This window comes from Oharaeibacter diazotrophicus (assembly GCF_004362745.1).
GTDB classification, from domain to species: Bacteria; Pseudomonadota; Alphaproteobacteria; order Rhizobiales; family Pleomorphomonadaceae; genus Oharaeibacter; species Oharaeibacter diazotrophicus.
Map to the genome: position 1 here is coordinate 192,494 of NZ_SNXY01000006.1, position 26,164 is coordinate 218,657.

23 protein-coding genes and 1 tRNA gene are annotated in these 26,164 nt (G+C 67.8%); 22 read left to right on the forward strand and 2 right to left on the reverse strand.

Annotated features, from left to right (window positions below; all coding sequences use genetic code 11):
* Positions 1-76 precede the first annotated feature (76 nt).
* Together EDD54_RS01035 and EDD54_RS01040 are read right to left on the reverse strand one after the other, a co-directional pair.
* Complete coding sequence (locus EDD54_RS01035) at positions 77-1,651, reverse strand: ABC transporter substrate-binding protein (RefSeq protein ID WP_126537396.1); 1,575 nt, start codon at positions 1,649-1,651, stop codon at positions 77-79.
* A 64-nt stretch (positions 1,652-1,715) separates the two neighbouring features.
* Positions 1,716-2,630 carry a MurR/RpiR family transcriptional regulator gene (locus EDD54_RS01040; RefSeq protein WP_126537394.1) on the reverse strand — a complete coding sequence of 305 codons (915 nt, stop codon included), beginning with the start codon at positions 2,628-2,630 and terminating at the stop codon, positions 1,716-1,718.
* A 198-nt stretch (positions 2,631-2,828) separates the two neighbouring features.
* Between EDD54_RS01040 and menC the strand changes: the two genes are divergently transcribed.
* The 22 genes from menC to rpsS all read left to right on the forward strand — a co-directional run bounded on the left by menC (position 2,829) and on the right by rpsS (position 26,163).
* Positions 2,829-3,947, forward strand: a complete 1,119-nt coding sequence (menC, locus tag EDD54_RS01045; protein WP_126537393.1) for an o-succinylbenzoate synthase — start codon at positions 2,829-2,831, stop codon at positions 3,945-3,947.
* Positions 3,944-4,660 (forward strand): GNAT family N-acetyltransferase, encoded by a 717-nt coding sequence (locus EDD54_RS01050; RefSeq protein WP_208112135.1) that lies wholly within the window; start codon positions 3,944-3,946, stop codon positions 4,658-4,660. The genes menC and EDD54_RS01050 overlap by 4 nt, the downstream gene beginning before the upstream one ends.
* A gap of 80 nt (positions 4,661-4,740) precedes the next feature.
* On the forward strand, positions 4,741-5,532 hold the full coding sequence (locus EDD54_RS01055) for a glycoside hydrolase family 16 protein (RefSeq protein WP_126537392.1): 792 nt from the start codon (positions 4,741-4,743) through the stop codon (positions 5,530-5,532).
* Positions 5,533-5,653: 121 nt separating this feature from the next.
* Positions 5,654-5,729: transfer RNA gene (locus EDD54_RS01060), tRNA-Trp, on the forward strand.
* A 102-nt stretch (positions 5,730-5,831) separates the two neighbouring features.
* On the forward strand, positions 5,832-6,032 hold the full coding sequence (gene secE / locus EDD54_RS01065; RefSeq protein WP_126537391.1) for a preprotein translocase subunit SecE: 201 nt from the start codon (positions 5,832-5,834) through the stop codon (positions 6,030-6,032).
* A 26-nt stretch (positions 6,033-6,058) separates the two neighbouring features.
* Entirely contained in the window at positions 6,059-6,589 is a 531-nt protein-coding gene (gene nusG, locus EDD54_RS01070) for a transcription termination/antitermination protein NusG (protein ID WP_126537390.1), read from the forward strand.
* A gap of 159 nt (positions 6,590-6,748) precedes the next feature.
* Positions 6,749-7,177, forward strand: a complete 429-nt coding sequence (gene rplK / locus EDD54_RS01075) for a 50S ribosomal protein L11 (protein ID WP_126537389.1) — start codon at positions 6,749-6,751, stop codon at positions 7,175-7,177.
* 8 nt (positions 7,178-7,185) lie between these two features.
* Positions 7,186-7,893 (forward strand): 50S ribosomal protein L1, encoded by a 708-nt coding sequence (gene rplA / locus EDD54_RS01080; protein WP_126537388.1) that lies wholly within the window; start codon positions 7,186-7,188, stop codon positions 7,891-7,893.
* A 459-nt stretch (positions 7,894-8,352) separates the two neighbouring features.
* Complete coding sequence (gene rplJ, locus EDD54_RS01085; RefSeq protein WP_126537387.1) at positions 8,353-8,871, forward strand: 50S ribosomal protein L10; 519 nt, start codon at positions 8,353-8,355, stop codon at positions 8,869-8,871.
* A 57-nt stretch (positions 8,872-8,928) separates the two neighbouring features.
* Positions 8,929-9,309, forward strand: coding sequence for a 50S ribosomal protein L7/L12 (rplL, locus tag EDD54_RS01090; protein ID WP_126537386.1), 381 nt, complete (start codon positions 8,929-8,931; stop codon positions 9,307-9,309).
* A gap of 211 nt (positions 9,310-9,520) precedes the next feature.
* A complete protein-coding gene (gene rpoB, locus EDD54_RS01095) occupies positions 9,521-13,660 on the forward strand; it encodes a DNA-directed RNA polymerase subunit beta (RefSeq protein ID WP_126537385.1) in 4,140 nt (1,379 codons plus the stop codon).
* Between the two features lie 171 nt (positions 13,661-13,831).
* The gene (gene rpoC, locus EDD54_RS01100; protein WP_126537384.1) at positions 13,832-18,040 is read left to right on the forward strand and encodes a DNA-directed RNA polymerase subunit beta'; all 4,209 of its coding nucleotides are present in this window, start codon (positions 13,832-13,834) and stop codon (positions 18,038-18,040) included.
* A gap of 705 nt (positions 18,041-18,745) precedes the next feature.
* On the forward strand, positions 18,746-19,117 hold the full coding sequence (gene rpsL / locus EDD54_RS01105; protein WP_126537383.1) for a 30S ribosomal protein S12: 372 nt from the start codon (positions 18,746-18,748) through the stop codon (positions 19,115-19,117).
* Between the two features lie 56 nt (positions 19,118-19,173).
* Positions 19,174-19,644, forward strand: a complete 471-nt coding sequence (gene rpsG, locus EDD54_RS01110) for a 30S ribosomal protein S7 (protein ID WP_126537382.1) — start codon at positions 19,174-19,176, stop codon at positions 19,642-19,644.
* 24 nt (positions 19,645-19,668) lie between these two features.
* On the forward strand, positions 19,669-21,744 hold the full coding sequence (gene fusA, locus EDD54_RS01115) for an elongation factor G (RefSeq protein ID WP_126537381.1): 2,076 nt from the start codon (positions 19,669-19,671) through the stop codon (positions 21,742-21,744).
* Positions 21,745-21,791: 47 nt separating this feature from the next.
* Positions 21,792-22,982 carry an elongation factor Tu gene (tuf, locus tag EDD54_RS01120; protein WP_126537249.1) on the forward strand — a complete coding sequence of 397 codons (1,191 nt, stop codon included), beginning with the start codon at positions 21,792-21,794 and terminating at the stop codon, positions 22,980-22,982.
* 57 nt (positions 22,983-23,039) lie between these two features.
* Complete coding sequence (gene rpsJ, locus EDD54_RS01125; protein ID WP_026782425.1) at positions 23,040-23,348, forward strand: 30S ribosomal protein S10; 309 nt, start codon at positions 23,040-23,042, stop codon at positions 23,346-23,348.
* A gap of 26 nt (positions 23,349-23,374) precedes the next feature.
* On the forward strand, positions 23,375-24,103 hold the full coding sequence (rplC, locus tag EDD54_RS01130) for a 50S ribosomal protein L3 (RefSeq protein ID WP_126537378.1): 729 nt from the start codon (positions 23,375-23,377) through the stop codon (positions 24,101-24,103).
* Complete coding sequence (rplD, locus tag EDD54_RS01135) at positions 24,103-24,720, forward strand: 50S ribosomal protein L4 (RefSeq protein WP_126537376.1); 618 nt, start codon at positions 24,103-24,105, stop codon at positions 24,718-24,720. The genes rplC and rplD overlap by 1 nt, the downstream gene beginning before the upstream one ends.
* Positions 24,717-25,010 (forward strand): 50S ribosomal protein L23, encoded by a 294-nt coding sequence (locus EDD54_RS01140; protein WP_126537374.1) that lies wholly within the window; start codon positions 24,717-24,719, stop codon positions 25,008-25,010. Before rplD ends, EDD54_RS01140 begins: the two co-directional genes overlap by 4 nt.
* Positions 25,011-25,029: 19 nt before the next feature.
* Positions 25,030-25,869 (forward strand): 50S ribosomal protein L2, encoded by an 840-nt coding sequence (gene rplB / locus EDD54_RS01145; RefSeq protein ID WP_126537372.1) that lies wholly within the window; start codon positions 25,030-25,032, stop codon positions 25,867-25,869.
* Between the two features lie 15 nt (positions 25,870-25,884).
* Positions 25,885-26,163, forward strand: coding sequence for a 30S ribosomal protein S19 (gene rpsS, locus EDD54_RS01150; RefSeq protein ID WP_126537370.1), 279 nt, complete (start codon positions 25,885-25,887; stop codon positions 26,161-26,163).
* Position 26,164: the final 1 nt, after the last annotated feature.

A 26,164-nucleotide genomic window follows, 5' to 3' on the forward strand; every position in this document is an offset into this window, starting at 1 on the left:
AGGGTCAGGGGAGCGTGGGGCCGGCCGTTGCGCCGCCCTCCCGCGAGGGAGGCGCGGGAGCGCCTACCCCGATCCCTCAGTCCTTGGTGGCGATGTCCATCGCCAGCGAGGAGAAGAACGGCGTCTCCTCGTACTTCGGCAGTTCGATGCGCGTGTTGTTGTAGGCGATCGCGTCGACCGGCTGGTAGATCGGCGAGAACGGATACTGCGACAGCACGTATTCGTGGTAGGCGATGAAGTTGGCGGTGCGCTCCTCGCCGGTCTTCGACCCGGTCATCGCCTTGGTGCGCAGTTCCTCGGCCTTGGGGTCGTTGAACATCGACACGTTGGGGTAGCCGAGACGGTCGCCGCCGAAGAACCAGTCGATGATGTCGGCGTTGTCCCAGTCGTAGGAGCGGACCGCCGCCTGATGGCCGCCCTTCTTGTACTCGTCGCGGATCATCGAGGAATCGAAGGTGGTGATCGGCGCGTCGATGCCGACGGCCTTCAGCTGGGCCTGGACCACCTCGGTGAGGCGGCGGAACGAGCTGTCGGACTGGGTCCACAGCTGGATCTGCAGCGGCTTGCCGTCCTTGGTGCGGATGCCGTCGGCGCCCTTGACCCAGCCGGCCTCGTCGAGCAGCGCCTCGGCGCGCGCCGGATCGTAGGCGATCTTGTACTTCGGATCGACGTTGGCCTCGGCCAGCGAGGAGATCAGGAAGGTGTCGGCGACGGCGCCGACGCCGCCGTAGATCGAATCCAGGATCTCCTTCTGGTTGATCGCCTTGGCCGCGGCCTCGCGGACGCGGATGTCGGTGAACGGCTCCTTGGTGACGTTCATCACGAAATAGGCGACGTTCTGGCCCGGGCGGGTCAGGAGCGTCAGGTCGCTCTCCTTGGCGAGCTCGGCGCGGTAGTCGATCGGCACGTTGAGCATGACGTCGACGCCGCCGGTCTTCATCTCGAGGAAGGCGGTGGAGTCCTCGGCGATCTCGCGGAAGATCGCGCGGTCGAACTTGGCCGGGCCGGGGTTGGACGAGATGTCCGAGCCCCAGGTGTAGTCGTCGTTGCGCACCAGCACCGTCTCCTGGCCGACGGTGAAGCTCTCCAGCTTGAACGGACCGGTGCCGATCGCGCCCTTGGCGGCGAAGTCGTCGCCGAGCGCGGCATAGGCCTTCGGCTCGACCACGCCCATGAAGGTGGACGAGAGATTGTAGAGGAGGTTCGGGTCCGGCGACTTCATGACGAACTTGACGGTGTGTTCGTCGATCACCTCGACCTTCTCGATCGAGGCCGTCATGTAGGCGCTCTCGGTCCCGGCGTAGAGCGGGATCCAGCCGGCGACGCTCGCCGCGGTGAAGGGCTCGCCGTTGTGGAACTTGACGCCCTTCTTCAGGTGGAAGGTCCAGGACATGCCGTCCGCGGCCTCCTCCCAGCTCTCGGCGAGGTGGGGGTGGTACTTGCGGTGGACGTCCATCTCGACGAGGCGGTCGTAGATGAGCTGGGTGGCGGCGTTGAGGTTGACGGCCTTGACCGGGTCGTAGCCCGGGGTGCCGACCTCGGAGGTGCCGAGCACGAAGGTGACGTCGCCCGCGAAGGCGGCGCCGGAGACGAGGATGGCCGCCGCGGCGACCGCACCCTTCAGGAAGTTGGACCTCATCCGATGGAACATCACGATACTCCTCTGGCCGGTCTCTCGTTGTTTCTCGTCCGCGGCCCGCCGGCGGCCGCGGTCGTCATTTCAGGGGCCCCCGGGGGTCGCCGGTGTGGCCGATGAAGTCGTTGTAGAGCGAGGACACCCGCGCCATCCGCCGCTCGACCTCGGGGCCGAGTTCGGCGAAGACGGCGTTGACGAGGAGCCCGATCAGGCTCGCCATCGCCGAGGTGGCGTCCCAGAACTGGTTGAGGTCGGTCTGCACCGCGAGGACCTCGTCGACGACGCCGCGGGCCCAGTCGCAGTAGGGATCGGTGACCAGCGTCACCGGCACGCCGGCCTCGCGGGCGGCGAGCGCGAGCCGCCGGGTCAGTCGCGAATAGCGCCGGCCGTCGATCAGCACGAGGCAGGCCTCGCCGGGTGCGTTCAGCAGCACCTCGCCGAAATGGCCGCCCTCGAGGTCGGCGAGCTGCACGCCGGGCCGGAGGTACTGCAGGCCGTGGGCGAGGTATTGCGCGTGGCCGCGCTCGGTCTGGAAACCGGCCACGAACACCTTGGGGCTGGTCGCGAGCCGGCGCGCCACCCGGGCGAATTCGGCGGTCCGGGCGAGTTCGTGGTTGGCGACCACGGCGGCGATCTCGCGCTCGAGCGCCCGGGCGCGGACATCGTCGCCCTCGCGGCTGCGGGCGGCGAAGTCGCGCAGCCGGTCGCCGATCAGCCAGGCGCGGTCGCCGAGGTCGTCCTGGAGCGCGCCCTTGAGGTCCTTGAAGTGGCGGAAGCCGACGGCGCGGCAGTAGCGCCCGATCGAGGCCTCGGAGACGCCGATGCGCAGGGCCACGGAAGCCGCGGTCTCGAAGGGCAGGCTGGCGAGGTTGGCGAGGAAGTAGCTGGCGATCGCCGCCTCGGTGCGGGTGGCGCCGGCGAGGCTGGATTCGAGCCGGCGACGCAGGTCCGCGCCCGCCGCCGTCGCCTCCCTGCCGTCGCCGCCGTCCGTCATCGCGAGCCCCCCTGCCGAGCCGATGGCGTATAGAAAACTTTCAAACCGGACTTCTTGCAAGAAAAATTGTTGCCGCCTAAGCTCGGATCGTCGATCGGACAACGGCGGCCCTGCCGGGCTGCCGGAACGGGCCGGCGATCCCGGCGGCGCCCAAGCGGCGACCCGTGCGGTGGACATCGAGGGGAGGAGACGACGCCCATGACCCGACCCGCCCTGCGGATCGACGGCGCCGAGCTGCGCGTGGTGCGGCTGCCGCTGGTGACGCCCTTCACGATCTCCACCGGCACCATGCACGAGAAGCTGTTCCCGCTGCTGACACTGCGCGCCGACGGCCTCGAGGGTTACGCCGAGGGCGTGATGGACCCGCTGCCGGACTATCTCGAGGAGACCCTGCCGGCCGCGCTCGCCATGCTCGGCGAGGTGCTGCTGCCGGGCATCGTCGGCCGCGCCTTCGAGAGCCCGGAGGCGCTGGAGGCGACGCTGGCGTCCTGGCGCGGCCACCGGATGACGCTGGCGATGGTCGAGATGGCCTTCCGCGACCTCCACGCCAAGGCGCTCGACCTGCCGCTGAAGACGCTGCTCGGCGGTTCGGGCGAGGCGGTCGACGTCGGGGTCTCGCTCGGCATCGGGCCGATCGAGGGCACGATCGAGCGGGTCCGCGCCCACGTCGAGCAGGGTTACAAGCGGATCAAGCTGAAGATCATGCCGGGCCACGACGTCGCCCTGGTCGAGGCGGTCAGGGCGGTCTTCCCCGACGTCCGGCTCTCGGTCGACGCCAACAGCTGCTACCGCCTCGCCGACGCCGCGATGCTGAAGCGGCTCGACCGCTTCGGCCTCGATTACATCGAGCAGCCGCTCGCCTACGACGACATCCACGACCACGCGCTGCTGCAGGCGCGGATCGACACGCCGATCTGCCTCGACGAGAGCATCCGCACCGTCGGACACGCCCGCCGGGCGCTGCAGGCCGACGCCACCCGCGTCGTCAACGTCAAAGTCGGCCGGGTCGGCGGCCACGGCGAGGCGCGGCGGATCCACGATCTCTGTGCCGCCTTCGACGTGCCGGTCTGGTGCGGCGGCATGCTGGAATCCGGCGTCGGCCGCGCCCACAACCTGCATCTCTCGACGCTGCCGAACTTCGCCAAGCCCGGCGACACCTCCTCGGCGAGCCGCTACTTCCACCGCGACATCGTCTTGGAGAAACTCGAGGCCGTGGACGGCCGCATGGCGGTGCCGCAAGGCCCGGGCATCGGCGTGACGCTCGACCGCACCTTCCTCGACACGGTCACCGTCTCGGCCGAGGACGTCCTGCCGTGAGCCTCGTCATCCGCGATCTCGACGGCATGGCCGAGTTCCGCGCCGCGGAGGCGCTGCAACGGGCGGTCTGGGGCGAGGACGACGCCGCCGACCCCGCCGACCTGATGATGGTGATCCAGCACGAGGGCGGACTCGTCGCCGGTGCCTTCGAGGACGGCCGCATGCTCGGCTACGTCTTCGGATTCCCGACCGCGACGGTGGGGCTGCAACACTCGCACCGGCTCGCCGTGCTCGCGGAGGCGCGCGGGCGCGGGCTCGGCGCGCGGCTGAAGTGGTACCAGGCCGACTGGTGCTTCGCCCGCGGCGTCACCCACGTGCGCTGGACGTTCGACCCGCTCCGCCTCGCCAACGCCGCGCTCAACGTCGAACGGCTCGGCGCCGAGGTCGCGACCTACCTGCCGGACTATTACGGCGCCATGGCCGGCATCAACGCCGGCACGCCGTCGGACCGGCTGCTGGCCGACTGGCGGCTGGGCGGCCCCGGCGTCGCCCGCGCCCGCACCGGCCTGCCGCCGCTCGACGAGACGGCGCGGGCGGCTGCTCTCCGGATCCGCATCCCCGCCGACTTCGGCACGCTGCTCGTCGCCGACCCCGCCCGTGCCGCGGTGGAACGGGCCACGGTCGGCGCCGCCCTGCGGGCCGCGATCGCCGACGGGCTGGTGATCCGCGGCTTCGACGCGGCGCGGCGGGAGTATCTTCTGGTCGCGGGGTGAGGGCGGCGCGCTGCTGACGGCGGCCGACGCGGGCGCGGGCTTTCCTCCCGGCGTCGTCGACCCCGTCCCGGAGAACCGCCGTGCCCCTCTGGCCGCCCGTCCCGCGCACCGAGCCCGGCCGTACCGGCCGCGGCCTCGTCTTCTCCGACGACTTCGACGCGCCGGGTCTGAACCGGGCGCGCTGGAGCGACCTCTACCTGCCGCACTGGACCGGGGACGGCCTCGGCCGCGCCCGATTCGGGATCGCCGGCGGCGCGCTGACGCTCGAGGTGCCCGACGACCTGCCGCCCTGGTGCCCCGAGCACGACGGCGACATCCGCGTCTCCGCGCTGCAGACCGGTCATCGCGCCGGCCCGGTCGGCTCCCCGGACGGCCAGCACCGCTTCCGGCCGGAGCTTCGGGTCCGCCGCCGGCTGCCCGAACTCGGGCTCTACCTGCCGCTCCGGCACCGAATCGAGATGCGCGCCCGCGCGGTACTCGACGCCGGCGCGCTCGCCTCGCTCTACCTGATCGGCTTCGAGGAGCACCCGGACGATTCGGGCGAGATCACGCTGATGGAGGTGTTCGGCCGCAAGGCGGGGCCGGACGGCACGGTGGTCCGGCGCGGGATCAAGGCGATCGGCGACCCGCGGATGGCCACCGAGATCCTCGACGACCGCCTGCCGCTGCGAATCGAGGACTGGCACGTCTACGCCGCCGACTGGACGGCGGCGGGCGTGGCCTTCGAGATCGACGGCCGCCCGGTCGGCCGGGTCGCCGGCGCGCCGGACTATCCGATGCAGCTGATGCTGACGCTCTACCGGCTCGCGCCCGCGGAAACCGCGGCGCCGCCGGCGCGCTTCGAGGTCGACTACGTCAGGGGATACGCGTGACCGTGGAGGGGGATGCGGGCGCCGCCGCCGCATCTTCCTCTTGCCTCCGGGACCGAGGCGCGCTAAACGGTCGCTCGCTCCCGACCGGCGCGCCTCGGCGCGACGCGGGTGCGCGACCTGGAGGGGTATAGCTCAGTTGGTAGAGCGGCGGTCTCCAAAACCGCAGGTCGCAGGTTCGAGCCCTGCTGCCCCTGCCATTTCCGTCACTTGCGGAGATGGCGCGAAGGTCATAGATAACGGTTCCCTGATCGCGGCGCGCGGGATCCACATCCCGCGCGCCCGACTGTCATGAGCAGGCCATGGCCACGAAGACCAACCCTCTCCAGTTCCTCCAGCAGGTCCGCACCGAGACCGCCAAGGTGAGCTGGCCGTCGCGCCGCGAGACCGCGATCACGACGACCATGGTGTTCATCATGGCCTTCGTCGCCGCGGTGTTCTTCCTGGTGGTGGACCAGCTGCTGCACTACGGCGTCGGGCTCCTGCTCGGCATCGGCGGCTGACGGTCGGACAAGGGGAGAGTCGCGTCATGGCCAAGCGCTGGTACATCGTCCACGCCTATTCCAATTTCGAGAAGAAGGTGGCGGACTCCATCAAGGAGCAGGCGCACCAGCGCGGGCTCGACCACCTGTTCGAGCAGATCCTGGTGCCGACCGAGAGCGTCACCGAGGTCCGCCGCGGCCGCAAGGTCAGCGCCGAGCGCAAGTTCTTCCCCGGTTACGTCCTCGTTCGCATGGACATGACCGACGAGGCCTACCACCTCATCAAGAACACGCCGAAGGTCACCGGCTTCCTCGGCTCCGACAACAAGCCGATCCCGATCCCCGACCGCGAGGCCGAGCGGATCATGCATCAGGTCGAGGAAGGCGTCGAGCGGCCCAAGCCCTCCGTCTCCTTCGAGATCGGCGAGCAGGTGCGCGTCTCCGACGGCCCGTTCGCCTCGTTCAACGGCCTCGTCGAGGAAGTCGACGAGGAGCGCTCGCGCCTCAAGGTCGCGGTGTCGATCTTCGGTCGCGCCACCCCCGTCGAGCTCGAATACGGCCAGGTCGAGAAGGTCTGAGCCGGTTTCGCGGACCGGTTCCCGGTCCGCGTCGCCGCGGCGTCGCCGCGGCTCCACCCCGTGGGAGACGGGTCCTGCTGATCGCCGGCAGGAGCGCCCGCCGAACCACGAAACCCACCCGCGGCCGGCCCGTCCGGACGCGTCACCGGGAGAGATGAGATGGCGAAGAAGATCACCGGCTACCTGAAGCTTCAGGTCAAGGCCGGCTCGGCGACCCCGTCGCCGCCGATCGGTCCCGCGCTCGGTCAGCGCGGCCTCAACATCATGGAATTCTGCAAGGCGTTCAACGCCCAGACGCAGTCCATGGAGAAGGGGATGCCGATCCCCGTGCTGTTCACGATCTACGCGGACCGCTCGTTCACCTTCAAGCTGCGCACGCCGCCGACCTCCTACTTCCTGAAGCAGGCGGCCGGCATCTCGTCGGGCTCGAAGACCCCGGGCAAGGGCTCCGCCGGCACCGTCACCCGCGCCCAGCTCCGCGAGATCGCGGAGAAGAAGATGGCCGACCTCAACACGGTCGACGTCGACAGCGCCGTGCTCATGGTCGAGGGCTCCGCCCGCGCCATGGGCCTCCAGATCGCGGAGTGAGGTGAATCATGCCGAAGATCGCCAAGCGCGTCGCCGCGTCCCGTGAGGGCATCGACCGCAACAAGCTCTACGCCGTGACCGACGCCGTCGGCATGGTCAAGGAGCGCGCCAAGGCCAAGTTCGACGAGACCGTCGAAGTCGCCATCAACCTCGGCGTCGACCCCCGTCACGCCGACCAGATGGTCCGCGGCGTCGTCAACCTGCCGAACGGCACCGGCCGCACCGTGCGCGTCGCCGTGTTCGCCCGCGGCGTCAAGGCCGACGAGGCCAAGGCCGCCGGCGCGGACATCGTCGGCGCCGAGGACCTGGTCGAGCAGATCCAGGGCGGCACGATCGACTTCGACCGCTGCATCGCGACCCCGGACCTGATGCCGCTCGTCGGCCGCCTCGGCAAGGTGCTCGGCCCGCGCGGCCTGATGCCGAACCCGAAGGTCGGCACCGTGACCGTCGACGTCGCCGGCGCCGTCAAGGCGTCCAAGGGCGGCGCCGTCGAGTTCCGCGTCGAGAAGGCGGGCATCGTCCACGCCGGCGTCGGCAAGGTCTCGTTCACGTCCGACGCGCTGATCGAGAACATCCGCGCCATCCTGGACGCCGTCCAGCGGGCCAAGCCGTCGGGCGCCAAGGGCACCTACCTGCAGCGCGTGTCCATCTCCTCGACGATGGGCCCGGGCGTGAAGGTGGACCCCGCGACCATCGCCGCCCAGGCGAACGGCTGACGCGAGCCATTCGCGGACGTCGCCCGTCGCGGCGTCCGCGGGCCGTCCCCCGGGACGGCCGAACGAGATCCCGCCCGCAAGGGCGGGAGGTCCGGCCGGCGGAGGCGCCTTTCGAGGCGTCCCCCGCGGGCCGAAACCTGTCCGAGATTGCAGGTGTCGAACCTTTCGGTCCGACCTAAGCCGCTCTCGGGTCGACCATCACCGCTTTTACGGGCGGCGGTCGGCCGGGGCCTGCATGAGACGGGAGTGGGACCCGAACTTTGGAAGACCGTGCCGCGGGCGACCGCGGACCGGACGTGACAGGATCGGTTCGAACTCTTCCCTCCAGCCTCCGTCGGAGCGATCCGGGACCGGGCTGGCGGACAGGCCATGCGAACGCCGGCCGGCCCCTCGGGGCGGGACGGCATCAGCAACCCCGGCGGCGGAGCATCCGGTTCCGTCGCTGAATGGAGACAGGCCGTGGATAGAGCGGAAAAGCGGGAACTGGTCGGCACGCTCAACACCGCGTTCAAGGACGCCGGTGTGATCGTCGTCGCCCACTACCAGGGCCTTACCGTCGCCGAACTGCAGGCGTTCCGCGCCCGCGTTCGCGAGGCCGGCGGCAAGGTCAAGGTCGCGAAGAACCGTCTCGCCAAGCTTGCTCTTCAAGGCACGGATGCTGCGCACATCGCGGACCTCTTCAAGGGTCCGACCGTGGTCGCCTACTCGGCGGATCCGGTCGCAGCCTCCAAGGTCGCCGTGGAATACGCCCGGACGAACGACAAGCTCGTCATCCTGGGTGGTGCCCTCGGCAAGACCAATATGGACCCCGACGGTGTGAAGGCGCTCGCCTCGCTGCCGTCGCTCGACGAACTGCGCGCGAAGCTGGTGGGCATGATCCAGACCCCCGCCACTCGCATCGCTGGCGTCGTGCAGGCGCCGGCGGCTCAGCTCGCCCGCGTTTTCGGGGCCTATGCCAAGAAGGACGAAGCGGCGTGAGGCCGTTCGACCAGAAGTCAAAAATCCGGTTCGAACCGATTGTGAAGGAAGTAGAAAATGGCTGATCTGTCCAAGCTCGTCGACGAGCTGTCCGCCCTCACCGTCCTCGAGGCGGCCGAGCTGTCGAAGATGCTCGAGGAGAAGTGGGGCGTGTCCGCCGCGGCTCCGGTCGCCGTGGCCGCCGCCGGCGGTGGCGCCGCCGCCCCGGCCGTCGTCGAGGAAGAGAAGACCGAGTTCGACGTCATCCTCGTCGACGCCGGCGACAAGAAGATCAACGTGATCAAGGAAGTGCGCGCGATCACCGGCCTCGGCCTCAAGGAGGCCAAGGACCTGGTCGAGGGCGCTCCCAAGCCGGTCAAGGAGGCCGTCTCCAAGGACGACGCCGCCAAGTTCAAGAAGCAGCTCGAAGAGGCCGGCGCGAAGGTCGACGTCAAGTAATCGACCCCACGCGTTTCGCGGCGGGCGGCCTGGAAGCGGGCCGCCCCCGCATGCATTTTGGAACGGGCCATCATTCGGCCCGAATCGGAGCGGATCCGGAGCGGTCCGTTCTCCGAGTGTTCGGGGATCGGGGCTGTCCCGAGCGCTTCCGCGGCCCAGAGGCGGGGCGGGAAGGGTTCCGGACAGCCGATCCGGGGAAACGAGGAAAGCGATGGCGCAGACTTTCAACGGCCGCAGGCGGATCCGCAAGTTCTTCGGCGACATCCGCGAAGTCGCGGAAATGCCGAACCTGATCGAGGTCCAGAAGGCGTCCTACGACCAGTTCCTGATGGTCGAGGAGCCGAAGGGCGGCCGGGCGGACGAGGGTCTGCAGTCGGTCTTCAAGTCCGTGTTCCCGATCTCGGACTTCGCGGGCACCGCGTATCTCGAGTTCGTCCGCTACGAGTTCGAGCCGCCGAAGTACGACGTCGACGAGTGCCGCCAGCGCGGCATGACTTTCGCCGCGCCGCTCAAGGTGACGCTGCGGCTGATCGTGTTCGACGTGGACGAGGACACCGGCGCCAAGTCCGTCAAGGACATCAAGGAGCAGGACGTCTACATGGGCGACATGCCGCTCATGACGGACAACGGCACCTTCATCGTCAACGGCACCGAGCGCGTGATCGTCTCGCAGATGCACCGCTCGCCGGGCGTGTTCTTCGACCACGACAAGGGCAAGACGCACTCCTCGGGCAAGCTGCTGTTCGCCGCCCGCATCATCCCGTACCGCGGTTCCTGGCTCGACATCGAGTTCGACGCCAAGGACATCGTCTACGCGCGCATCGATCGGCGCCGGAAGATCCCGGTGACGTCGCTGTTGTTCGCGCTCGGGCTCGACGGCGAGGAGATCCTCGGCACCTTCTACAACAAAATCCTCTACACCCGCGACAAGGGCGGGTGGCGGATGCCCTACGACGCCCAGCGCATGAAGGGCATGAAGGCCGTCGGCGACCTCGTCGACGCCGACACCGGCGAGGTCGTGGTCGAGGCCGGTCGCAAGCTGACCGCCCGCGCCGCCCGCCAGCTCGCCGACAAGGGCCTCAAGGCCCTGAAGGTGACCGACGAGGATCTCGAGGGTCTCTACCTCGCCGAGGACGTGGTCAACTACGGCACCGGCGAGATCTACGCCGAGGCCGGCGAAGAGATCACGCCCAAGATGATGACGCTGCTGAAGGATCTCGGCTACGACGAGCTCCCGCTGCTCGACATCGACCACGTCAACACCGGCGCCTACATCCGCAACACGCTCTCGGTCGACAAGAACGAGACGCGCGAAGAGGCCCTGTTCGACATCTACCGGGTGATGCGCCCGGGCGAGCCGCCGACCGTGGACACCGCCGAGGCGATGTTCCAGTCGCTGTTCTTCGACGCCGAGCGCTACGACCTCTCCGCGGTCGGCCGCGTGAAGATGAACATGCGCCTCGACCTCAAGTGCCCGGACACCGTCCGCGTGCTGCGCAAGGAGGACATCCTCGCGGTCATCCGCACGCTCGTCGAGCTGCGCGACGGCAAGGGCGAGATCGACGACATCGACAACCTCGGCAACCGCCGCGTCCGCTCGGTCGGCGAGCTGATGGAGAACCAGTACCGCGTCGGCCTCCTGCGCATGGAGCGCGCGATCAAGGAGCGCATGTCCTCGGTCGACATCGACACGGTCATGCCGCAGGACCTGATCAACGCCAAGCCGGCGGCGGCCGCCGTGCGCGAGTTCTTCGGCTCGTCGCAGCTGTCGCAGTTCATGGACCAGACCAACCCGCTCTCGGAGATCACGCACAAGCGTCGTCTCTCGGCCCTCGGCCCGGGCGGTCTGACCCGCGAGCGCGCCGGCTTCGAGGTGCGCGACGTGCACCCGACGCACTACGGCCGCATCTGCCCGATCGAGACGCCGGAAGGCCCGAACATCGGCCTGATCAACTCGCTGGCGACTTTCGCCCGCGTCAACAAGTACGGCTTCATCGAGAGCCCCTACCGCAAGGTCGTCGACGGCCGCGTCACGGACGAGGTGATCTACCTCTCCGCGATGGAGGAATCGAAGTACACGGTCGCCCAGGCGAACGTGGAGTTCGACGCGTCGGGCAAGCTGACCGAGGACCTCGTCGTCTGCCGTCAGGCCGGCGAGAACGTGCTCGTGACGCCGGACCGCGTCGACTTCATGGACGTGTCGCCGAAGCAGCTCGTCTCGGTCGCCGCGGCGCTGATCCCGTTCCTCGAGAACGACGACGCCAACCGCGCCCTGATGGGCTCGAACATGCAGCGTCAGGCGGTTCCGCTGGTGCGCGCCGAGGCCCCGTTCGTCGGCACCGGCATGGAGCCGGTGGTGGCGCGCGACTCCGGTGCGGCCATCGGCGCCCGCCGTGGCGGCGTGGTCGACCAGGTCGACGCCACCCGTATCGTCATCCGGGCGACCGAGGACCTCGACCCCTCGAAGTCCGGCGTCGACATCTACCGACTGATGAAGTTCCAGCGCTCCAACCAGTCGACCTGCATCAACCAGCGTCCGCTGGTGCGCGTCGGCGACGTGGTGGAGAAGGGCGACATCATCGCCGACGGCCCGTCGACGGACCTCGGCGACCTCGCCCTCGGCCGCAACGTGCTCGTCGCGTTCATGCCCTGGAACGGCTACAACTTCGAGGACTCGATCCTCCTCTCCGAGAAGATCGTCGGCGAGGACGTGTTCACGTCCATCCACATCGACGAGTTCGAGGTGATGGCCCGTGACACCAAACTCGGTCCGGAGGAGATCACGCGCGACATTCCGAACGTGTCGGAAGAGGCGCTGAAGAACCTCGACGAAGCCGGCATCGTCTACATCGGCGCCGACGTCCAGGCCGGCGACATCCTGGTCGGCAAGATCACGCCGAAGGGCGAGAGCCCGATGACGCCGGAGGAGAAGCTGCTCCGCGCCATCTTCGGCGAGAAGGCGTCGGACGTGCGCGACACCTCGCTGCGGGTGCCCCCGGGCGTGACCGGCACGATCGTCGAAGTGCGCGTCTTCAACCGCCACGGCGTCGAGAAGGACGAGCGCGCCATGGCGATCGAGCGCGAGGAGATCGAGCGCCTCGCCAAGGACCGCGACGACGAGCAGGCGATCCTCGACCGCAACGTCTACGGTCGTCTCGCCGCCATGCTGTCCGGCAAGGTCGGCGTCGCCGGCCCGAAGGGATTCCGCAAGGACACCGAGCTCGACCAGGAGCGCCTGGAGGAGTATCCGCGCTCGCAGTGGTGGCAGTTCGCCGTCGCCGACGACGCGCAGATGGCGGAGATCGAAGCGCTGCGCAAGCAGTACGACGAGAGCCGCAAGCGCCTCGAGCAGCGCTTCATCGACAAGGTCGAGAAGCTGCAGCGCGGCGACGAGCTGCCGCCGGGCGTCATGAAGATGGTCAAGGTCTTCGTGGCGGTGAAGCGCAAGATCCAGCCGGGCGACAAGATGGCCGGCCGTCACGGCAACAAGGGTGTCGTGTCGCGGATCGTGCCGGTGGAGGACATGCCGTTCCTCGAGGACGGCACCCACGTCGACATCGTGCTGAACCCGCTCGGCGTGCCCTCGCGCATGAACGTCGGCCAGATCCTCGAGACCCACCTCGGCTGGGCCTGCGCGGGCATGGGCCGCAAGATCGGCGAGATGCTGGACGCCTACCGGCAGTCCGGCGCCATCGAGCCGCTGCGCGAGCGCATCGTCGACACCTTCGAGGGCTCGCCCAAGACCGAGAAGGTCCGCGAGTTCGACGACGAGGCGGTGGTGCGTCTCGCCGAGCAGGTCAAGAAGGGCGTCTCGATCGCGACGCCGGTCTTCGACGGCGCCCGCGAGCCGGACGTGGTCGACCTCCTGAAGAAGGCGGGCCTGCACACCTCGGGCCAGTCGACGCTCTACGACGGCCGGACCGGCGAGTCGTTCGACCGCAAGGTCACCGTCGGCTACATCTACATGCTGAAGCTGCACCACCTCGTGGACGACAAGATCCACGCCCGGTCGATCGGCCCCTACTCGCTCGTCACCCAGCAGCCGCTGGGCGGCAAGGCGCAGTTCGGCGGCCAGCGCTTCGGCGAGATGGAGGTCTGGGCGCTCGAGGCCTACGGCGCGGCCTACACGCTCCAGGAGATGCTGACGGTGAAGTCGGACGACGTGGCCGGCCGCACCAAGGTCTACGAGGCGATCGTCCGCGGCGACGACAGCTTCGAGGCCGGCATCCCCGAGAGCTTCAACGTGCTGGTCAAGGAGATGCGCTCGCTCGGCCTCAACGTCGAGCTGGTGAACTCGAAGGAGCGCGCCGGCGTCCTGGACGCCGACCGCCCGGCCGACGCGGCGGAGTGATCCGCCGCGCCGTGAGTTCGTGAGAGACGGACGAGCATTCTGGCCGCCCGGACCCCATGTGAGGGGATCGGGCGGCCGGCTTCGTCCGAAGCCGCAGACAGATTCATGCGGCGGTCCTGGTCATCTGCGGCAGAGACCCGCGACCGGCCCGCATTCGAGGAGAGAGAGCCGATGAACCAAGAGGTCATGAACCTTTTCAACCCGCAGGCTCCCGTACAGACCTTCGACCAGATCAAGATCTCGATCGCGAGCCCGGAAAAGATCCTTTCGTGGTCCTACGGCGAGATCAAGAAGCCCGAGACCATCAACTACCGCACGTTCAAGCCCGAGCGTGACGGCCTGTTCTGCGCGCGCATCTTCGGACCGATCAAGGACTACGAGTGCTTGTGCGGCAAGTACAAGCGCATGAAGTACAAGGGCGTCATCTGCGAGAAGTGCGGCGTCGAGGTGACGCTGAGCCGCGTGCGCCGCGAGCGCATGGGCCACATCGAGCTCGCCGCGCCTGTCGCGCACATCTGGTTCCTGAAGTCGCTGCCGAGCCGCATCGGCCTGCTGCTCGACATGCCGCTCAAGGACCTCGAGCGCATCCTCTACTTCGAACACTACGTCGTCACCGAGCCCGGTCTCACCCCGCTGAAGCTGCACCAGCTGCTCAGCGAGCAGGAGTACATGCGCGCCCAGGACGAGTACGGCGAGGACTCGTTCACGGCCCTGATCGGCGCCGAGGCGATCCGCGAGCTCTTGCAGTCGCTGAACCTCGCCAAGCTGGCCGAGCGCCTGCGCCAGGAGATCGCCGAGTCGACCTCCGAGCTGAAGCCGAAGAAGCTCGCCAAGCGCGTCAACATCATCGAGGCCTTCATCGAATCCGGCAACAAGCCGGAGTGGATGGTGATGTCGGTGATCCCGGTCATCCCGCCGGACCTGCGCCCGCTGGTCCCGCTGGACGGCGGCCGCTTCGCGACCTCCGACCTCAACGACCTCTACCGCCGCGTCATCAACCGCAACAACCGCCTGAAGCGGCTGATCGAGCTGCGCGCGCCCGACATCATCATCCGCAACGAGAAGCGCATGCTTCAGGAGGCGGTGGACGCGCTGTTCGACAACGGCCGCCGCGGCCGCGTCATCACGGGCGCCAACAAGCGTCCGCTGAAGTCGCTCAGCGACATGCTGAAGGGCAAGCAGGGCCGCTTCCGCCAGAACCTGCTCGGCAAGCGCGTCGACTACTCCGGCCGTTCGGTCATCGTGGTCGGCCCGGAGATGAAGCTGCACCAGTGCGGCCTGCCGAAGAAGATGGCGCTCGAGCTGTTCAAGCCGTTCATCTACTCGCGGCTCGACGCCAAGGGCTACTCGTCGACCGTGAAGCAGGCGAAGAAGCTCGTCGAGAAGGAGCGCCCGGAGGTCTGGGACATCCTCGACGAGGTGATCCGCGAGCATCCGGTTATGCTGAACCGCGCCCCGACGCTGCACCGCCTCGGCATCCAGGCCTTCGAGCCGGTGCTGATCGAGGGCAAGGCGATCCAGCTGCACCCGCTGGTCTGCTCTGCCTTCAACGCGGACTTCGACGGCGACCAGATGGCCGTGCACGTTCCCCTGAGCCTCGAGGCCCAGCTGGAAGCGCGCGTCCTGATGATGTCGACGAACAACATCCTGCACCCCGCGAACGGCGCGCCGATCATCGTGCCGTCGCAGGACATCGTGCTCGGCCTCTACTACCTCTCGATCATGAACGAGGGTGAGCCGGGCGAGGACATGGTGTTCTCCGACATGGGCGAGCTGCAGCACGCGCTCGACACCGGCGCGGTGACGCTGCACACCAAGATCCGCGGCCGCTATCGCGGCGTCGACAAGGACGGCAACGTCACGTCGAAGATCTACGTGACCAGCCCGGGCCGGATGAAGATCGCGGAGCTTCTGCCGAAGCACCACGCGGTGCCGTTCGACCTCTGCAACGAGCTGATGACGAAGAAGAAGATCTCCGGGATGATCGATGCCGTCTACCGGCATTGCGGTCAGAAGGAATCGGTCATCTTCTGCGACCGCATCATGGCGCTCGGCTTCCGCGAGGCCTGCAACGCGGGCATCTCGTTCGGCAAGGACGACATGGTCATCCCCGAGACGAAGCACAATCTCGTCGAGGAGACCCGCGCCCTCGTCAACGACTACGAGCAGCAGTACTCCGACGGCCTGATCACCCAGGGCGAGAAGTACAACAAGGTCGTCGACGCCTGGGCCAAGTGCACCGACCGCGTCGCCGACGAGATGATGAAGCGCATCTCGGCCGTCCGCAAGGACGACGCCGGCCGCACCCGTCCGATGAACTCGATCTACATGATGAGCCATTCGGGCGCCCGTGGTTCGCCGGCTCAGATGAAGCAGCTCGCCGGCATGCGCGGCCTGATGGCGAAGCCTAGCGGAGAGATCATCGAGACGCCGATCATCTCGAACTTCAAGGAAGGCCTGACCGTTCTCGAGTACTTCAACTCGACGCACGGCGCCCGCAAGGGTCTGGCCGACACCGCGCTGAAGACCGCCAACTCGGGCTACCTGACCCGTCGTCTCGTCGACGTGGCGCAGGACTGCATCATCACCGAGGTCGACTGTGGCGCCTCCGACGAGGGCCTGCGCATGCAGGCGATCGTCGACGCCGGTCAGGTGGTCGCCACGCTCGGCGCCCGCATCCTGGGCCGCACCGCGGCCGAGGACATCACCGTCCCCGCCACCGGCGAGGTCGTGGTGCCCAAGGGCAAGCTGATCGAGGAGCGCGACGTCGAGAAGGTCGAGAAGGCCGGCATCCAGTCGGTCAAGATCCGCTCGGTGCTGACCTGCCAGACCAAGCTCGGCGTCTGCGCCAAGTGTTACGGTCGCGACCTCGCGCGCGGCACGCCCGTCAACATGGGCGAGGCCGTGGGCGTCATCGCGGCGCAGTCGATCGGCGAGCCGGGCACCCAGCTCACCATGCGCACGTTCCACATCGGCGGCACGGCGCAGGTGGTCGACTCGTCGTTCATCGAGTCGAACTTCGAGGGCACGGTCCGGATCCGCAACCGCAACGTGGTGCGCGACTCCGACGGCAAGCTGATCGCCATGGGCCGCAACCTCGCGGTCGTGGTGGTGGACGACGCCGGCAACGAGCGTTCGACCCACCGCGTCACCTACGGTGCGCGCCTGCACGTCGACGACGGCGACAAGATCAAGCGCGGCCAGCGCGTCGCCGAGTGGGACCCGTACACCCGTCCGGTGCTCACCGAGGTCGAGGGCGTGGTCGGCTTCGAGGATCTGGTCGAGGGCGCCTCGGTGTCGGAGACCGCCGACGAGGCGACCGGCATCACCAAGCGCGTCGTCATCGACTGGCGCGGCTCCTCGCGCACGTCGGACCTGAAGCCGGCGATGGTGGTCAAGGGCGCCGACGGCAAGATCCTGAAGCTGTCGAAGGGCGGTGACGCCCGCTACCTGCTCTCGGTCGACTCGATCCTCTCGGTCGAGCCGGGCGCGACGGTGCACGCCGGCGACGTGCTGGCGCGTATCCCGCTGGAGAGCGCCAAGACCCGCGACATCACCGGCGGTCTGCCGCGCGTCGCCGAGCTGTTCGAGGCCCGTCGTCCGAAGGATCACGCGATCATCGCGGAGATCGACGGCACGATCCGCTTCGGCCGCGACTACAAGAACAAGCGCCGCGTCATCATCGAGCCGCACGACGCGTCGCTGGAGCCCAAGGAATACCTGATCCCCAAGGGCAAGCACTTCCATCTCCAGGAAGGCGACGTCGTGGAGAAGGGCGATTACATCGTCGACGGCAACCCGGCGCCGCACGACATCCTGGCGATCAAGGGCGTGGAGGCTCTCGCGGCCTACCTCGTCAACGAGATCCAGGAGGTCTACCGGCTCCAGGGCGTGGTGATCAACGACAAGCACATCGAGGTGATCGTCCGCCAGATGCTGCAGAAGGTCGAGGTCACCGACGGCGGCGACACCGACCTGATGGGCGGCGACCAGGTCGACCGCATCGAGCTCGACGACATCAACGCCCGGACGGTCGAAGAGGGCAAGAAGCCGGCGATCGCCCACCCGGTGCTGCTCGGCATCACCAAGGCGTCGCTGCAAACCCGCTCGTTCATCTCGGCGGCGTCGTTCCAGGAGACCACCCGCGTCCTCACCGAGGCGGCGGTCAACGGCAAGACCGACACCCTGGAAGGCCTCAAGGAGAACGTCATCGTCGGCCGTCTGATCCCGGCCGGCACCGGCGGCATGATGAACCGCATCCGCCAGGTCGCCACCCGGCGCGACGAGCTGATCCTCGAGGAGCGCCGCAAGGACGCCCTCGGCGAGGGCTCCGGCGTGCCCGTGGGCGACGTGATGGAGATGCAGACCCCGGCCGAGTGACCCTCGGCGCGGCCGAGTGGACCTCGGCTCGGCCGAGTGACCCTCGGCCGGGGATCGACGATCAGGGGAGGGGCTCCGGCGACGGGGCCCCTTCGCGCATTCCGGGGCTCCTCCGAGTCGCCCGGCGAACGGTGGCGGCTACCGAGTCGAGTCGCGGCGAGACGGGAATCGGGCGATTCCCGACCGGCGCGGGCGCCGGAGTCGGGTCCGCAGGCCGATCCGGACGGTACGCGGGCGCGATCGGCGGCCTTCGATGGGCCGGGAATGCCGATTTCGCGCGGCATGGCCGCCCTGCGGCCCCCGGAAAGCGCCGAAATCCGGGGATCCGTGCTTGACGATGACGGGACGCCCGACTATGTTCCGCGCCACTGAAGGGCAGGCCCGTAGGGACTGTAGCTTCGGGAGCGCCCAAAGCGACCGAAGCAGAGTGCCTAGACGCTGCCCCTCGATCCGATGGTGAGATAGCTGTTGCACGCACGATCGGCACCCCGAAAGGGTGTTGGTCCTCTGCATTCCGCAGCGCCGCCCGTGGGCTTCCCCGGGTAGGCGCGCTTCGTTTTGTGCAAACGGACGTGCGGCATGCGGGAAAACGGGTCGGAGACCGCCGGGTTCGCGCCATCGCGTGGATCGTGTGGCTCCACAACGAATGACAACGGTCCGGTGGCGCCACTTCGAAGGCCGGGCCGACGAGATTGAAGGTGAAGTATGCCGACGATCAACCAGCTGATCCGCAACCCGCGCACCGCGCCGGTGTACCGCGAGAAGGCCCGCCATCTCGAGGCGTGCCCGCAGAAGCGCGGCGTCTGCACCCGCGTCTACACGACGACCCCGAAGAAGCCGAACTCGGCTCTCCGCAAGGTCGCCAAGGTGCGTCTCACCAACGGGTTCGAGGTGATCGGCTACATCCCGGGCGAGGGTCACAACCTGCAGGAACACTCGGTCGTCATGATCCGCGGCGGTCGCGTCAAGGACCTTCCGGGCGTGCGCTACCACATCCTGCGCGGCGTGCTCGACACCCAGGGCGTCAAGAACCGCAAGCAGCGTCGCTCCAAGTACGGCGCGAAGCGTCCGAAGTGATCGGCCGCCCGGCCTCCTTCGGTCCACTCCAGAATTCAAGTCGGAGACGTTAAGGCATGTCCCGTCGTCACAGTGCCGAGAAGCGCGAGATCAATCCCGATCCGAAGTTCGGCGATCTCGTCGTTTCCAAGTTCATGAACTCGATCATGAAGGACGGCAAGAAGTCGGTCGCCGAGGCGATCGTCTACGGCGCCCTCGATCAGGTCGAGGGCCGCACCCGGCAGAACCCGCTGCAGGTCTTCCATCAGGCCCTGCACAACGTGATGCCGCAGATCGAGGTCCGTTCGCGGCGCGTCGGCGGTGCCACCTACCAGGTTCCGGTCGAGGTTCGCACCGAGCGTCGTCAGGCGCTCGCGATCCGCTGGCTGATCTCGGCCGCGCGCGGCCGCAACGAGAAGACCATGGTCGACCGCCTGTCGGGCGAGCTCATGGACGCCTCCAACAACCGCGGCACCGCCGTGAAGAAGCGCGAGGACACCCACCGGATGGCGGAAGCCAACCGCGCGTTCTCGCACTACCGCTGGTAATTCAGGCTTCAGGCGGAGACGATCATGCCTCGCACGCATAAAATCGAGGACTACCGCAACTTCGGCATCATGGCCCACATCGACGCGGGCAAGACGACGACGACCGAGCGGATCCTCTACTACTCCGGCAAGTCCCACAAGATCGGCGAAGTCCACGACGGCGCTGCGACCATGGATTACATGGAGCAGGAGCAGGAGCGCGGCATCACGATCACCTCCGCCGCCACGACGACGTTCTGGAACGGCAAGCGCCTGAACATCATCGACACCCCCGGCCACGTCGACTTCACCATCGAAGTCGAGCGTTCGCTGCGCGTGCTCGACGGTGCGGTGTGCGTGCTCGACTCCAACCAGGGTGTCGAGCCCCAGACCGAGACCGTCTGGCGCCAGGGCGACAAGTACCGCGTGCCCCGTATCGTCTTCTGCAACAAGATGGACAAGACGGGCGCGAACTTCGACAACTGCATCCAGGACATCAAGGTGCGCCTCGGCGCGCGCCCCGTCCCGATCCAGCTGCCGATCGGTGCCGAGAACAACTTCAAGGGGATCATCGATCTCGTTCGCATGAAGGCGGTGATCTGGGAGGACGAGTCCCTCGGCGCCAAGTTCCACGACGAGGAGATCCCGGCCGACCTCATCGACAAGGCGACCGCCGCCCGCGGCGAGCTGATCGAGGCCGCGGTCGAGCTCGACGACACCGCGATGGAAGCCTACCTCGAGGGCACCGAGCCCGACGAGGCGACGCTGAAGCGTCTGATCCGCAAGGCGGTCCAGATCTCGGCGTGGTTCCCGGTGCTCGCCGGTTCGGCCTTCAAGAACAAGGGCGTGCAGACGCTCCTCGACGCGGTGGTCGACTATCTGCCGTCGCCGGTCGACGTGCCGCCGACCAAGGGCATCGACGTCAAGACGGGCGAGGAGATCGTCCGGCACTCGACCGACGCCGAGCCGCTGTCGATGCTCGCGTTCAAGATCATCGAGGACCCGTTCGGCGTCCTGACCTTCGCGCGCATCTACTCGGGCACCCTGCAGAAGGGCGTCTCGCTGCTGAACTCCACCAAGGACAAGCGCGAGCGCATCGGCCGCATGGTCCTGATGCACGCCAACTCCCGCGAGGACATCGAAGAGGCCTACGCCGGCGACATCGTCGCCTTCGTCGGTCTGAAGGACTCGCGCACCGGTGACACCCTTTGCGACCCGCAGAAGCCGGTGATCCTGGAGAAGATGGAGTTCCCCGATCCCGTCATCGAGATGGCCGTCGAGGCCGCCACGAAGTCGGAGCAGGAGAAGCTGACCGTCGCCCTGTTCAAGCTGGCCTCGGAGGATCCGTCCTTCCGCGTCAGCACGGACAGCGAGTCCGGCCAGACCATCATCAAGGGCATGGGCGAGCTGCACCTCGACATCAAGATCGACATCCTGCGTCGCGCCCCGCACAACATCAAGGTGAACGTCGGCGCCCCGCAGGTCGCGTACCGCGAGACGATCCGCAAGTCGACCGAGATCGACTACACCCACAAGAAGCAGACCGGCGGCACCGGTCAGTTCGCCCGCGTCAAGTTCGTGGTCGAGCCGAACGAGGTCGGCGCCGGCTTCACGTTCGAGAACAAGATCGTCGGCGGCGTGGTGCCGAAGGAGTTCATCCCGGGCGTCGAGAAGGGCCTCAACTCGGTCCTCGGCGCCGGCCCGATCGCCGGCTTCCCGGTGGTCGACATCAAGGTGACGCTGATCGACGGCGCCTACCACGAGGTCGACTCCTCGGCGATCGCCTTCGAGATCGCGTCCCGTGCCGCGCTCCGCGAAGCCTTCGAGAAGGCTGCGCCGGCGCTGCTCGAGCCGATCATGAAGGTCGAGTGCGTGAGCCCCGAGGAATACGTCGGTTCGGTGATCGGCGACCTCAACTCCCGCCGCGGCCAGATCCAGGGTCAGGACATGCGCGGCAACGCGAATGTCATCACGGCCTTCGTGCCGCTGGCCAACATGTTCGGCTACGTGAACCAGCTCCGCTCGATGAGCCAGGGTCGCGCCAGCTACACCATGCAGTTCGACCACTACGAGCAGGTCCCGGCCGCCGTGGCCCAGGAGGTTCAGGCGAAGTACGCCTGAACCCCGCCACCCCGGACCTGCAACTGACGAGATGATGGAGTAATCCGATGGCCAAGGAAAAGTTCAGCCGCACGAAGCCGCACTGCAACATCGGCACGATCGGCCACGTCGACCACGGCAAGACGTCGCTGACGGCGGCGATCACGAAGGTGCTGGCGGAGACGGGCGGTGCGACGTTCAAGGCGTACGACCAGATCGACGCTGCGCCGGAAGAGAAGGCGCGCGGCATCACGATCAACACGGCGCACGTCGAGTACGAGACGCAGAACCGTCACTACGCGCACGTGGACTGCCCGGGCCACGCCGACTACGTGAAGAACATGATCACCGGCGCGGCCCAGATGGACGGCGCGATCCTGGTGTGCTCGGCGGCCGACGGCCCGATGCCGCAGACCCGCGAGCACATCCTGCTGGCCCGTCAGGTCGGCGTGCCGGCGCTGGTGGTGTTCCTGAACAAGGTCGACATGGTCGACGATCCGGAGCTCTTGGAGCTCGTCGAGCTCGAGGTCCGCGAGCTGCTGTCGTCCTACGACTTCCCCGGCGACGACATCCCGGTGATCAAGGGCTCGGCGCTGTGCGCGCTCGAGGGCACCAACCCGGCGCTCGGCCACGACGCGGTGCTGCAGCTGATGCAGGCGGTCGACGCCTACATCCCGCAGCCGGAGCGTCCGATCGACCAGCCGTTCCTGATGCCGATCGAGGACGTGTTCTCGATCTCGGGCCGCGGCACGGTGGTGACCGGCCGCGTCGAGCGCGGCATCGTCAAGGTGGGTGAGGAAGTCGAGATCGTCGGCATCCGTCCGACGGTGAAGACGACCATCACCGGCGTCGAGATGTTCCGCAAGCTGCTCGACCAGGGTCAGGCGGGCGACAACATCGGCGCGCTGCTGCGCGGCACCAAGCGCGAGGACGTCGAGCGCGGCCAGGTGCTGTGCAAGCCGGGCTCGGTGACGCCGCACACGGTGTTCAAGGCCGAGGCCTACATCCTGACCAAGGAAGAGGGCGGCCGCCACACGCCGTTCTTCACCAACTATCGTCCGCAGTTCTACTTCCGCACCACGGACGTGACCGGCATCTGCACGCTGCCGGAAGGCACCGAGATGGTGATGCCCGGCGACAACGTGTCGATGACCGTCAAGCTGATCGTCCCCATCGCGATGGAAGAGAAGCTCCGCTTCGCCATCCGCGAAGGCGGCCGCACCGTCGGCGCCGGCGTCGTCGCTTCGATCATCGAATAAGGCCGAAGGGGGCACGGGTCTCGTGCCCGTGCTCCTGTCGCCGAGGTAGTCAAGACCATGAACGGCCAGAATATCCGCATCCGTCTCAAAGCGTTCGACCACCGCATCCTCGATGCGTCGACGCGCGAGATCGTCAACACGGCCAAGCGCACCGGCGCCCAGGTCCGTGGCCCGGTACCGCTTCCGACCCGTATCGAGAAGTTCACCGTCAACCGCTCGCCGCACATCGACAAGAAGAGCCGCGAGCAGTTCGAGATGCGCACCCACAAGCGCCTCCTCGACATCATCGATCCGACCCCGCAGACCGTGGACGCGCTGATGAAGCTCGACCTCGCGGCCGGCGTGGACGTCGAGATCAAGCTCTGAGACGAGCCGGGTAGGAAGTGAACGCCATGCGCTCAGGTGTCATCGCACAGAAGGTGGGCATGACCCGCGTCTACAACGACGCGGGCGAGCACGTCCCCGTGACGGTTCTCAAGCTCGAGAACTGCCAGGTCGTCGCCCAACGCACCGAAGAAAAGAACGGCTACACCGCGCTGCAGCTCGGTGCCGGTTCGATCCGCGTCAAGAACGTGACCAAGCCGATGCGCGGTCACTTCGCGGCCGCCCAGGTCGAGCCGAAGCGCGAACTCGCGGAATTCCGCGTGTCGCCGGAGAACCTCATCGAGGTGGGAGCGGAGATCACCGCCGACCACTTCCTCGAGGGCCAGTACGTCGACGTCACCGGCACGAGCATCGGCAAGGGCTTCGCCGGCGTCATGAAGCGCTGGAACTTCAGCGGCGGCCGCGCGACCCACGGCAACTCGCTGTCGCACCGCGTCCACGGTTCGACCGGTCAGCGCCAGGATCCCGGCAAGGTCTTCAAGAACAAGAAGATGGCCGGTCACCTGGGCGACGAGCGCGTGACCACCCAGAACCTCAAGATCGTCCGCACCGACGTCGAGCGCGGTCTGATCCTGGTCGAGGGTGCGGTTCCGGGCGCCAAGGGCGGCTGGATCCTGGTCCGCGACGCGGTCAAGAAGAAGCTCCCCGAGGGCGTTCCGACCCCGGGCAAGTTCCGCAAGCCCGCCGAAACGACCGCCCCGGCGGCCGAGGCCACTGCGGCGGAGGCAGGTGAGTGATGGAACTCGAAGTCAAGACCCTCGACGGCGCCCCCGCCGGCACGGTCGCGCTCGCCGACGAGATCTTCGGTCTCGAGCCGCGCGCCGACATCCTGCAGCGCGTCGTGCGCTGGCAGCTCGCCAAGCGTCAGGCCGGTACCCACAAGACGCTGACCCGTACGGAGATCAGCAAGACCGGCAAGAAGATGTACCGCCAGAAGGGCACCGGTGGCGCCCGTCACGGCAACAAGGCGGCTCCGCAGTTCCGCGGCGGCGGCAAGGCCTTCGGCCCGGTGGTGCGCTCCCACGCCCACGACCTGCCGAAGAAGGTGCGCGCGCTCGGCCTGAAGCTCGCCCTGTCGTCCAAGGCGCAGACCTCGAGCCTGGTCATCCTCGACCAGGCCGTGTCCGAGCCGAAGACCAAGGTGCTGGCGGGCAAGCTGGCCGCCCTCGGCCTCAGCAACGTGCTGATCGTCGACGGCGCCGAGCCGCAGGCGGAGTTCCGCCTCGCCGCCCGCGCGCTGCGTGACGTCGACGTGCTGCCGATCCAGGGCATCAACGTCTACGACATCCTGCGGCGCGACACGCTGGTGCTCACCAAGGCCGCCGTCTCTGCGCTCGAGGAGCGGTTCAAATGAGCAACCTGAAGCACTACGACGTCATCCGCACGCCGGTCATCACCGAGAAGGCGACGATCCTGGCGGAGAGCAACAAGGTGGTCTTCAACGTCGCCAAGACCGCCACCAAGCCCGAGATCAAGGCCGCCGTCGAGGCGCTGTTCTCGGTCAAGGTGAAGAGCGTCAACACGCTCGTGCGCAAGGGCAAGGTGAAGCGCTTCAAGGGGACCCTCGGTTCCCAGTCCGACGTGAAGAAGGCGATCGTGACCCTCGAAGAGGGCCAAGCCATCGACATCACGACGGGCCTCTGACGGGAGCCTCGGGACGAACATGGCACTGAAGACTTTCAATCCGACGACCCCGGGCCAGCGTCAGCTGGTCCTGGTCGATCGCTCCGAGCTCCACAAGGGCGCGCCGGTCAAGACGCTGACCGTCGGTCTCAACAAGACCGGCGGCCGCAACAACCACGGCCGCGTGACCGCGTTCCAGCGCGGCGGCGGGCACAAGCGCTCGTATCGCATCATCGACTTCAAGCGTCGCAAGCTCGACGTGCCGGGGAAGGTGGAGCGGCTCGAGTACGACCCGAACCGTACGGGCTTCATCGCCCTGATCAAGTACGAGGACGGCGAGCTCGCCTACATCCTGGCGCCGCAGCGCCTGGCGGTCGGCGACACGGTGGTCGCGTCGGCCCAGGCCGACGTCAAGCCGGGCAACGCCATGCCGCTGTCGGCCATTCCGGTCGGCACGCTGGTCCACAACGTCGAGCTGAAGATCGGCAAGGGCGGTCAGATCGCCCGCTCCGCCGGTTCCTACGCCCAGCTCGTCGGCCGTGACCAGGGCTACGCGATCCTGCGCCTCAACTCCGGTGAGCAGCGCAAGGTGCTCGGCGGCTGCTTCGCGACGATCGGCGCGGTGTCCAACCCGGACCACGCCAACGTCTCGATCGGCAAGGCCGGCCGCAACCGCTGGCTCGGCAAGCGTCCGACCGTCCGCGGCGTCGCGATGAACCCGATCGACCATCCGCACGGCGGTGGCGAGGGTCGCACGTCGGGCGGCCGTCACCCGGTCACCCCGTGGGGCAAGCCGACCAAGGGCAAGAAGACGCGCTCGAACAAGTCGACCGACAAGTTCATCGTGCGCAGCCGTCACGCGCGCAAGAAGACGCAGTAACAGAGAGGAACGACCGTGTCTCGTTCGGTATGGAAAGGTCCGTTCGTCGACGGCTACCTCCTCAAGAAGGCGGATGCGTCGCGCTCGAGCGGCCGTAGCGAAGTCATCAAGATCTGGAGCCGCCGCTCCACGATCCTGCCGCAGTTCGTCGGGCTGACGTTCGGCGTCTACAACGGCCAGAAGCACATCCCCGTCTCGGTCAACGAGGACATGGTGGGTCACAAGTTCGGCGAGTTCGCGCCGACCCGGACCTACTACGGCCACGGCGCCGACAAGAAGGCGAAGAGGAAGTAAC

What these genes read in the sequence shown, in the direction of transcription:
- EDD54_RS01035 (WP_126537396.1), bottom strand. Translation starts at nt 1,651, where the DNA reads ATGTTCCATCGGATGAGGTCCAACTTCCTGAAGGGTGCGGTCGCCGCG.
- rplL (WP_126537386.1), top strand. Translation starts at nt 8,929, where the DNA reads ATGGCTGATCTGTCCAAGCTCGTCGACGAGCTGTCCGCCCTCACCGTC.
- rpsJ (WP_026782425.1), top strand. Translation starts at nt 23,040, where the DNA reads ATGAACGGCCAGAATATCCGCATCCGTCTCAAAGCGTTCGACCACCGC.
- rpoC (WP_126537384.1), top strand. Translation starts at nt 13,832, where the DNA reads ATGAACCAAGAGGTCATGAACCTTTTCAACCCGCAGGCTCCCGTACAG.
- rplC (WP_126537378.1), top strand. Translation starts at nt 23,375, where the DNA reads ATGCGCTCAGGTGTCATCGCACAGAAGGTGGGCATGACCCGCGTCTAC.
- rpsL (WP_126537383.1), top strand. Translation starts at nt 18,746, where the DNA reads ATGCCGACGATCAACCAGCTGATCCGCAACCCGCGCACCGCGCCGGTG.
- rpsG (WP_126537382.1), top strand. Translation starts at nt 19,174, where the DNA reads ATGTCCCGTCGTCACAGTGCCGAGAAGCGCGAGATCAATCCCGATCCG.
- tuf (WP_126537249.1), top strand. Translation starts at nt 21,792, where the DNA reads ATGGCCAAGGAAAAGTTCAGCCGCACGAAGCCGCACTGCAACATCGGC.
- rplD (WP_126537376.1), top strand. Translation starts at nt 24,103, where the DNA reads ATGGAACTCGAAGTCAAGACCCTCGACGGCGCCCCCGCCGGCACGGTC.
- rplK (WP_126537389.1), top strand. Translation starts at nt 6,749, where the DNA reads ATGGCGAAGAAGATCACCGGCTACCTGAAGCTTCAGGTCAAGGCCGGC.
- fusA (WP_126537381.1), top strand. Translation starts at nt 19,669, where the DNA reads ATGCCTCGCACGCATAAAATCGAGGACTACCGCAACTTCGGCATCATG.
- rplB (WP_126537372.1), top strand. Translation starts at nt 25,030, where the DNA reads ATGGCACTGAAGACTTTCAATCCGACGACCCCGGGCCAGCGTCAGCTG.
- menC (WP_126537393.1), top strand. Translation starts at nt 2,829, where the DNA reads ATGACCCGACCCGCCCTGCGGATCGACGGCGCCGAGCTGCGCGTGGTG.
- nusG (WP_126537390.1), top strand. Translation starts at nt 6,059, where the DNA reads ATGGCCAAGCGCTGGTACATCGTCCACGCCTATTCCAATTTCGAGAAG.
- EDD54_RS01040 (WP_126537394.1), bottom strand. Translation starts at nt 2,630, where the DNA reads ATGACGGACGGCGGCGACGGCAGGGAGGCGACGGCGGCGGGCGCGGAC.
- rpoB (WP_126537385.1), top strand. Translation starts at nt 9,521, where the DNA reads ATGGCGCAGACTTTCAACGGCCGCAGGCGGATCCGCAAGTTCTTCGGC.
- rplA (WP_126537388.1), top strand. Translation starts at nt 7,186, where the DNA reads ATGCCGAAGATCGCCAAGCGCGTCGCCGCGTCCCGTGAGGGCATCGAC.
- EDD54_RS01140 (WP_126537374.1), top strand. Translation starts at nt 24,717, where the DNA reads ATGAGCAACCTGAAGCACTACGACGTCATCCGCACGCCGGTCATCACC.
- secE (WP_126537391.1), top strand. Translation starts at nt 5,832, where the DNA reads ATGGCCACGAAGACCAACCCTCTCCAGTTCCTCCAGCAGGTCCGCACC.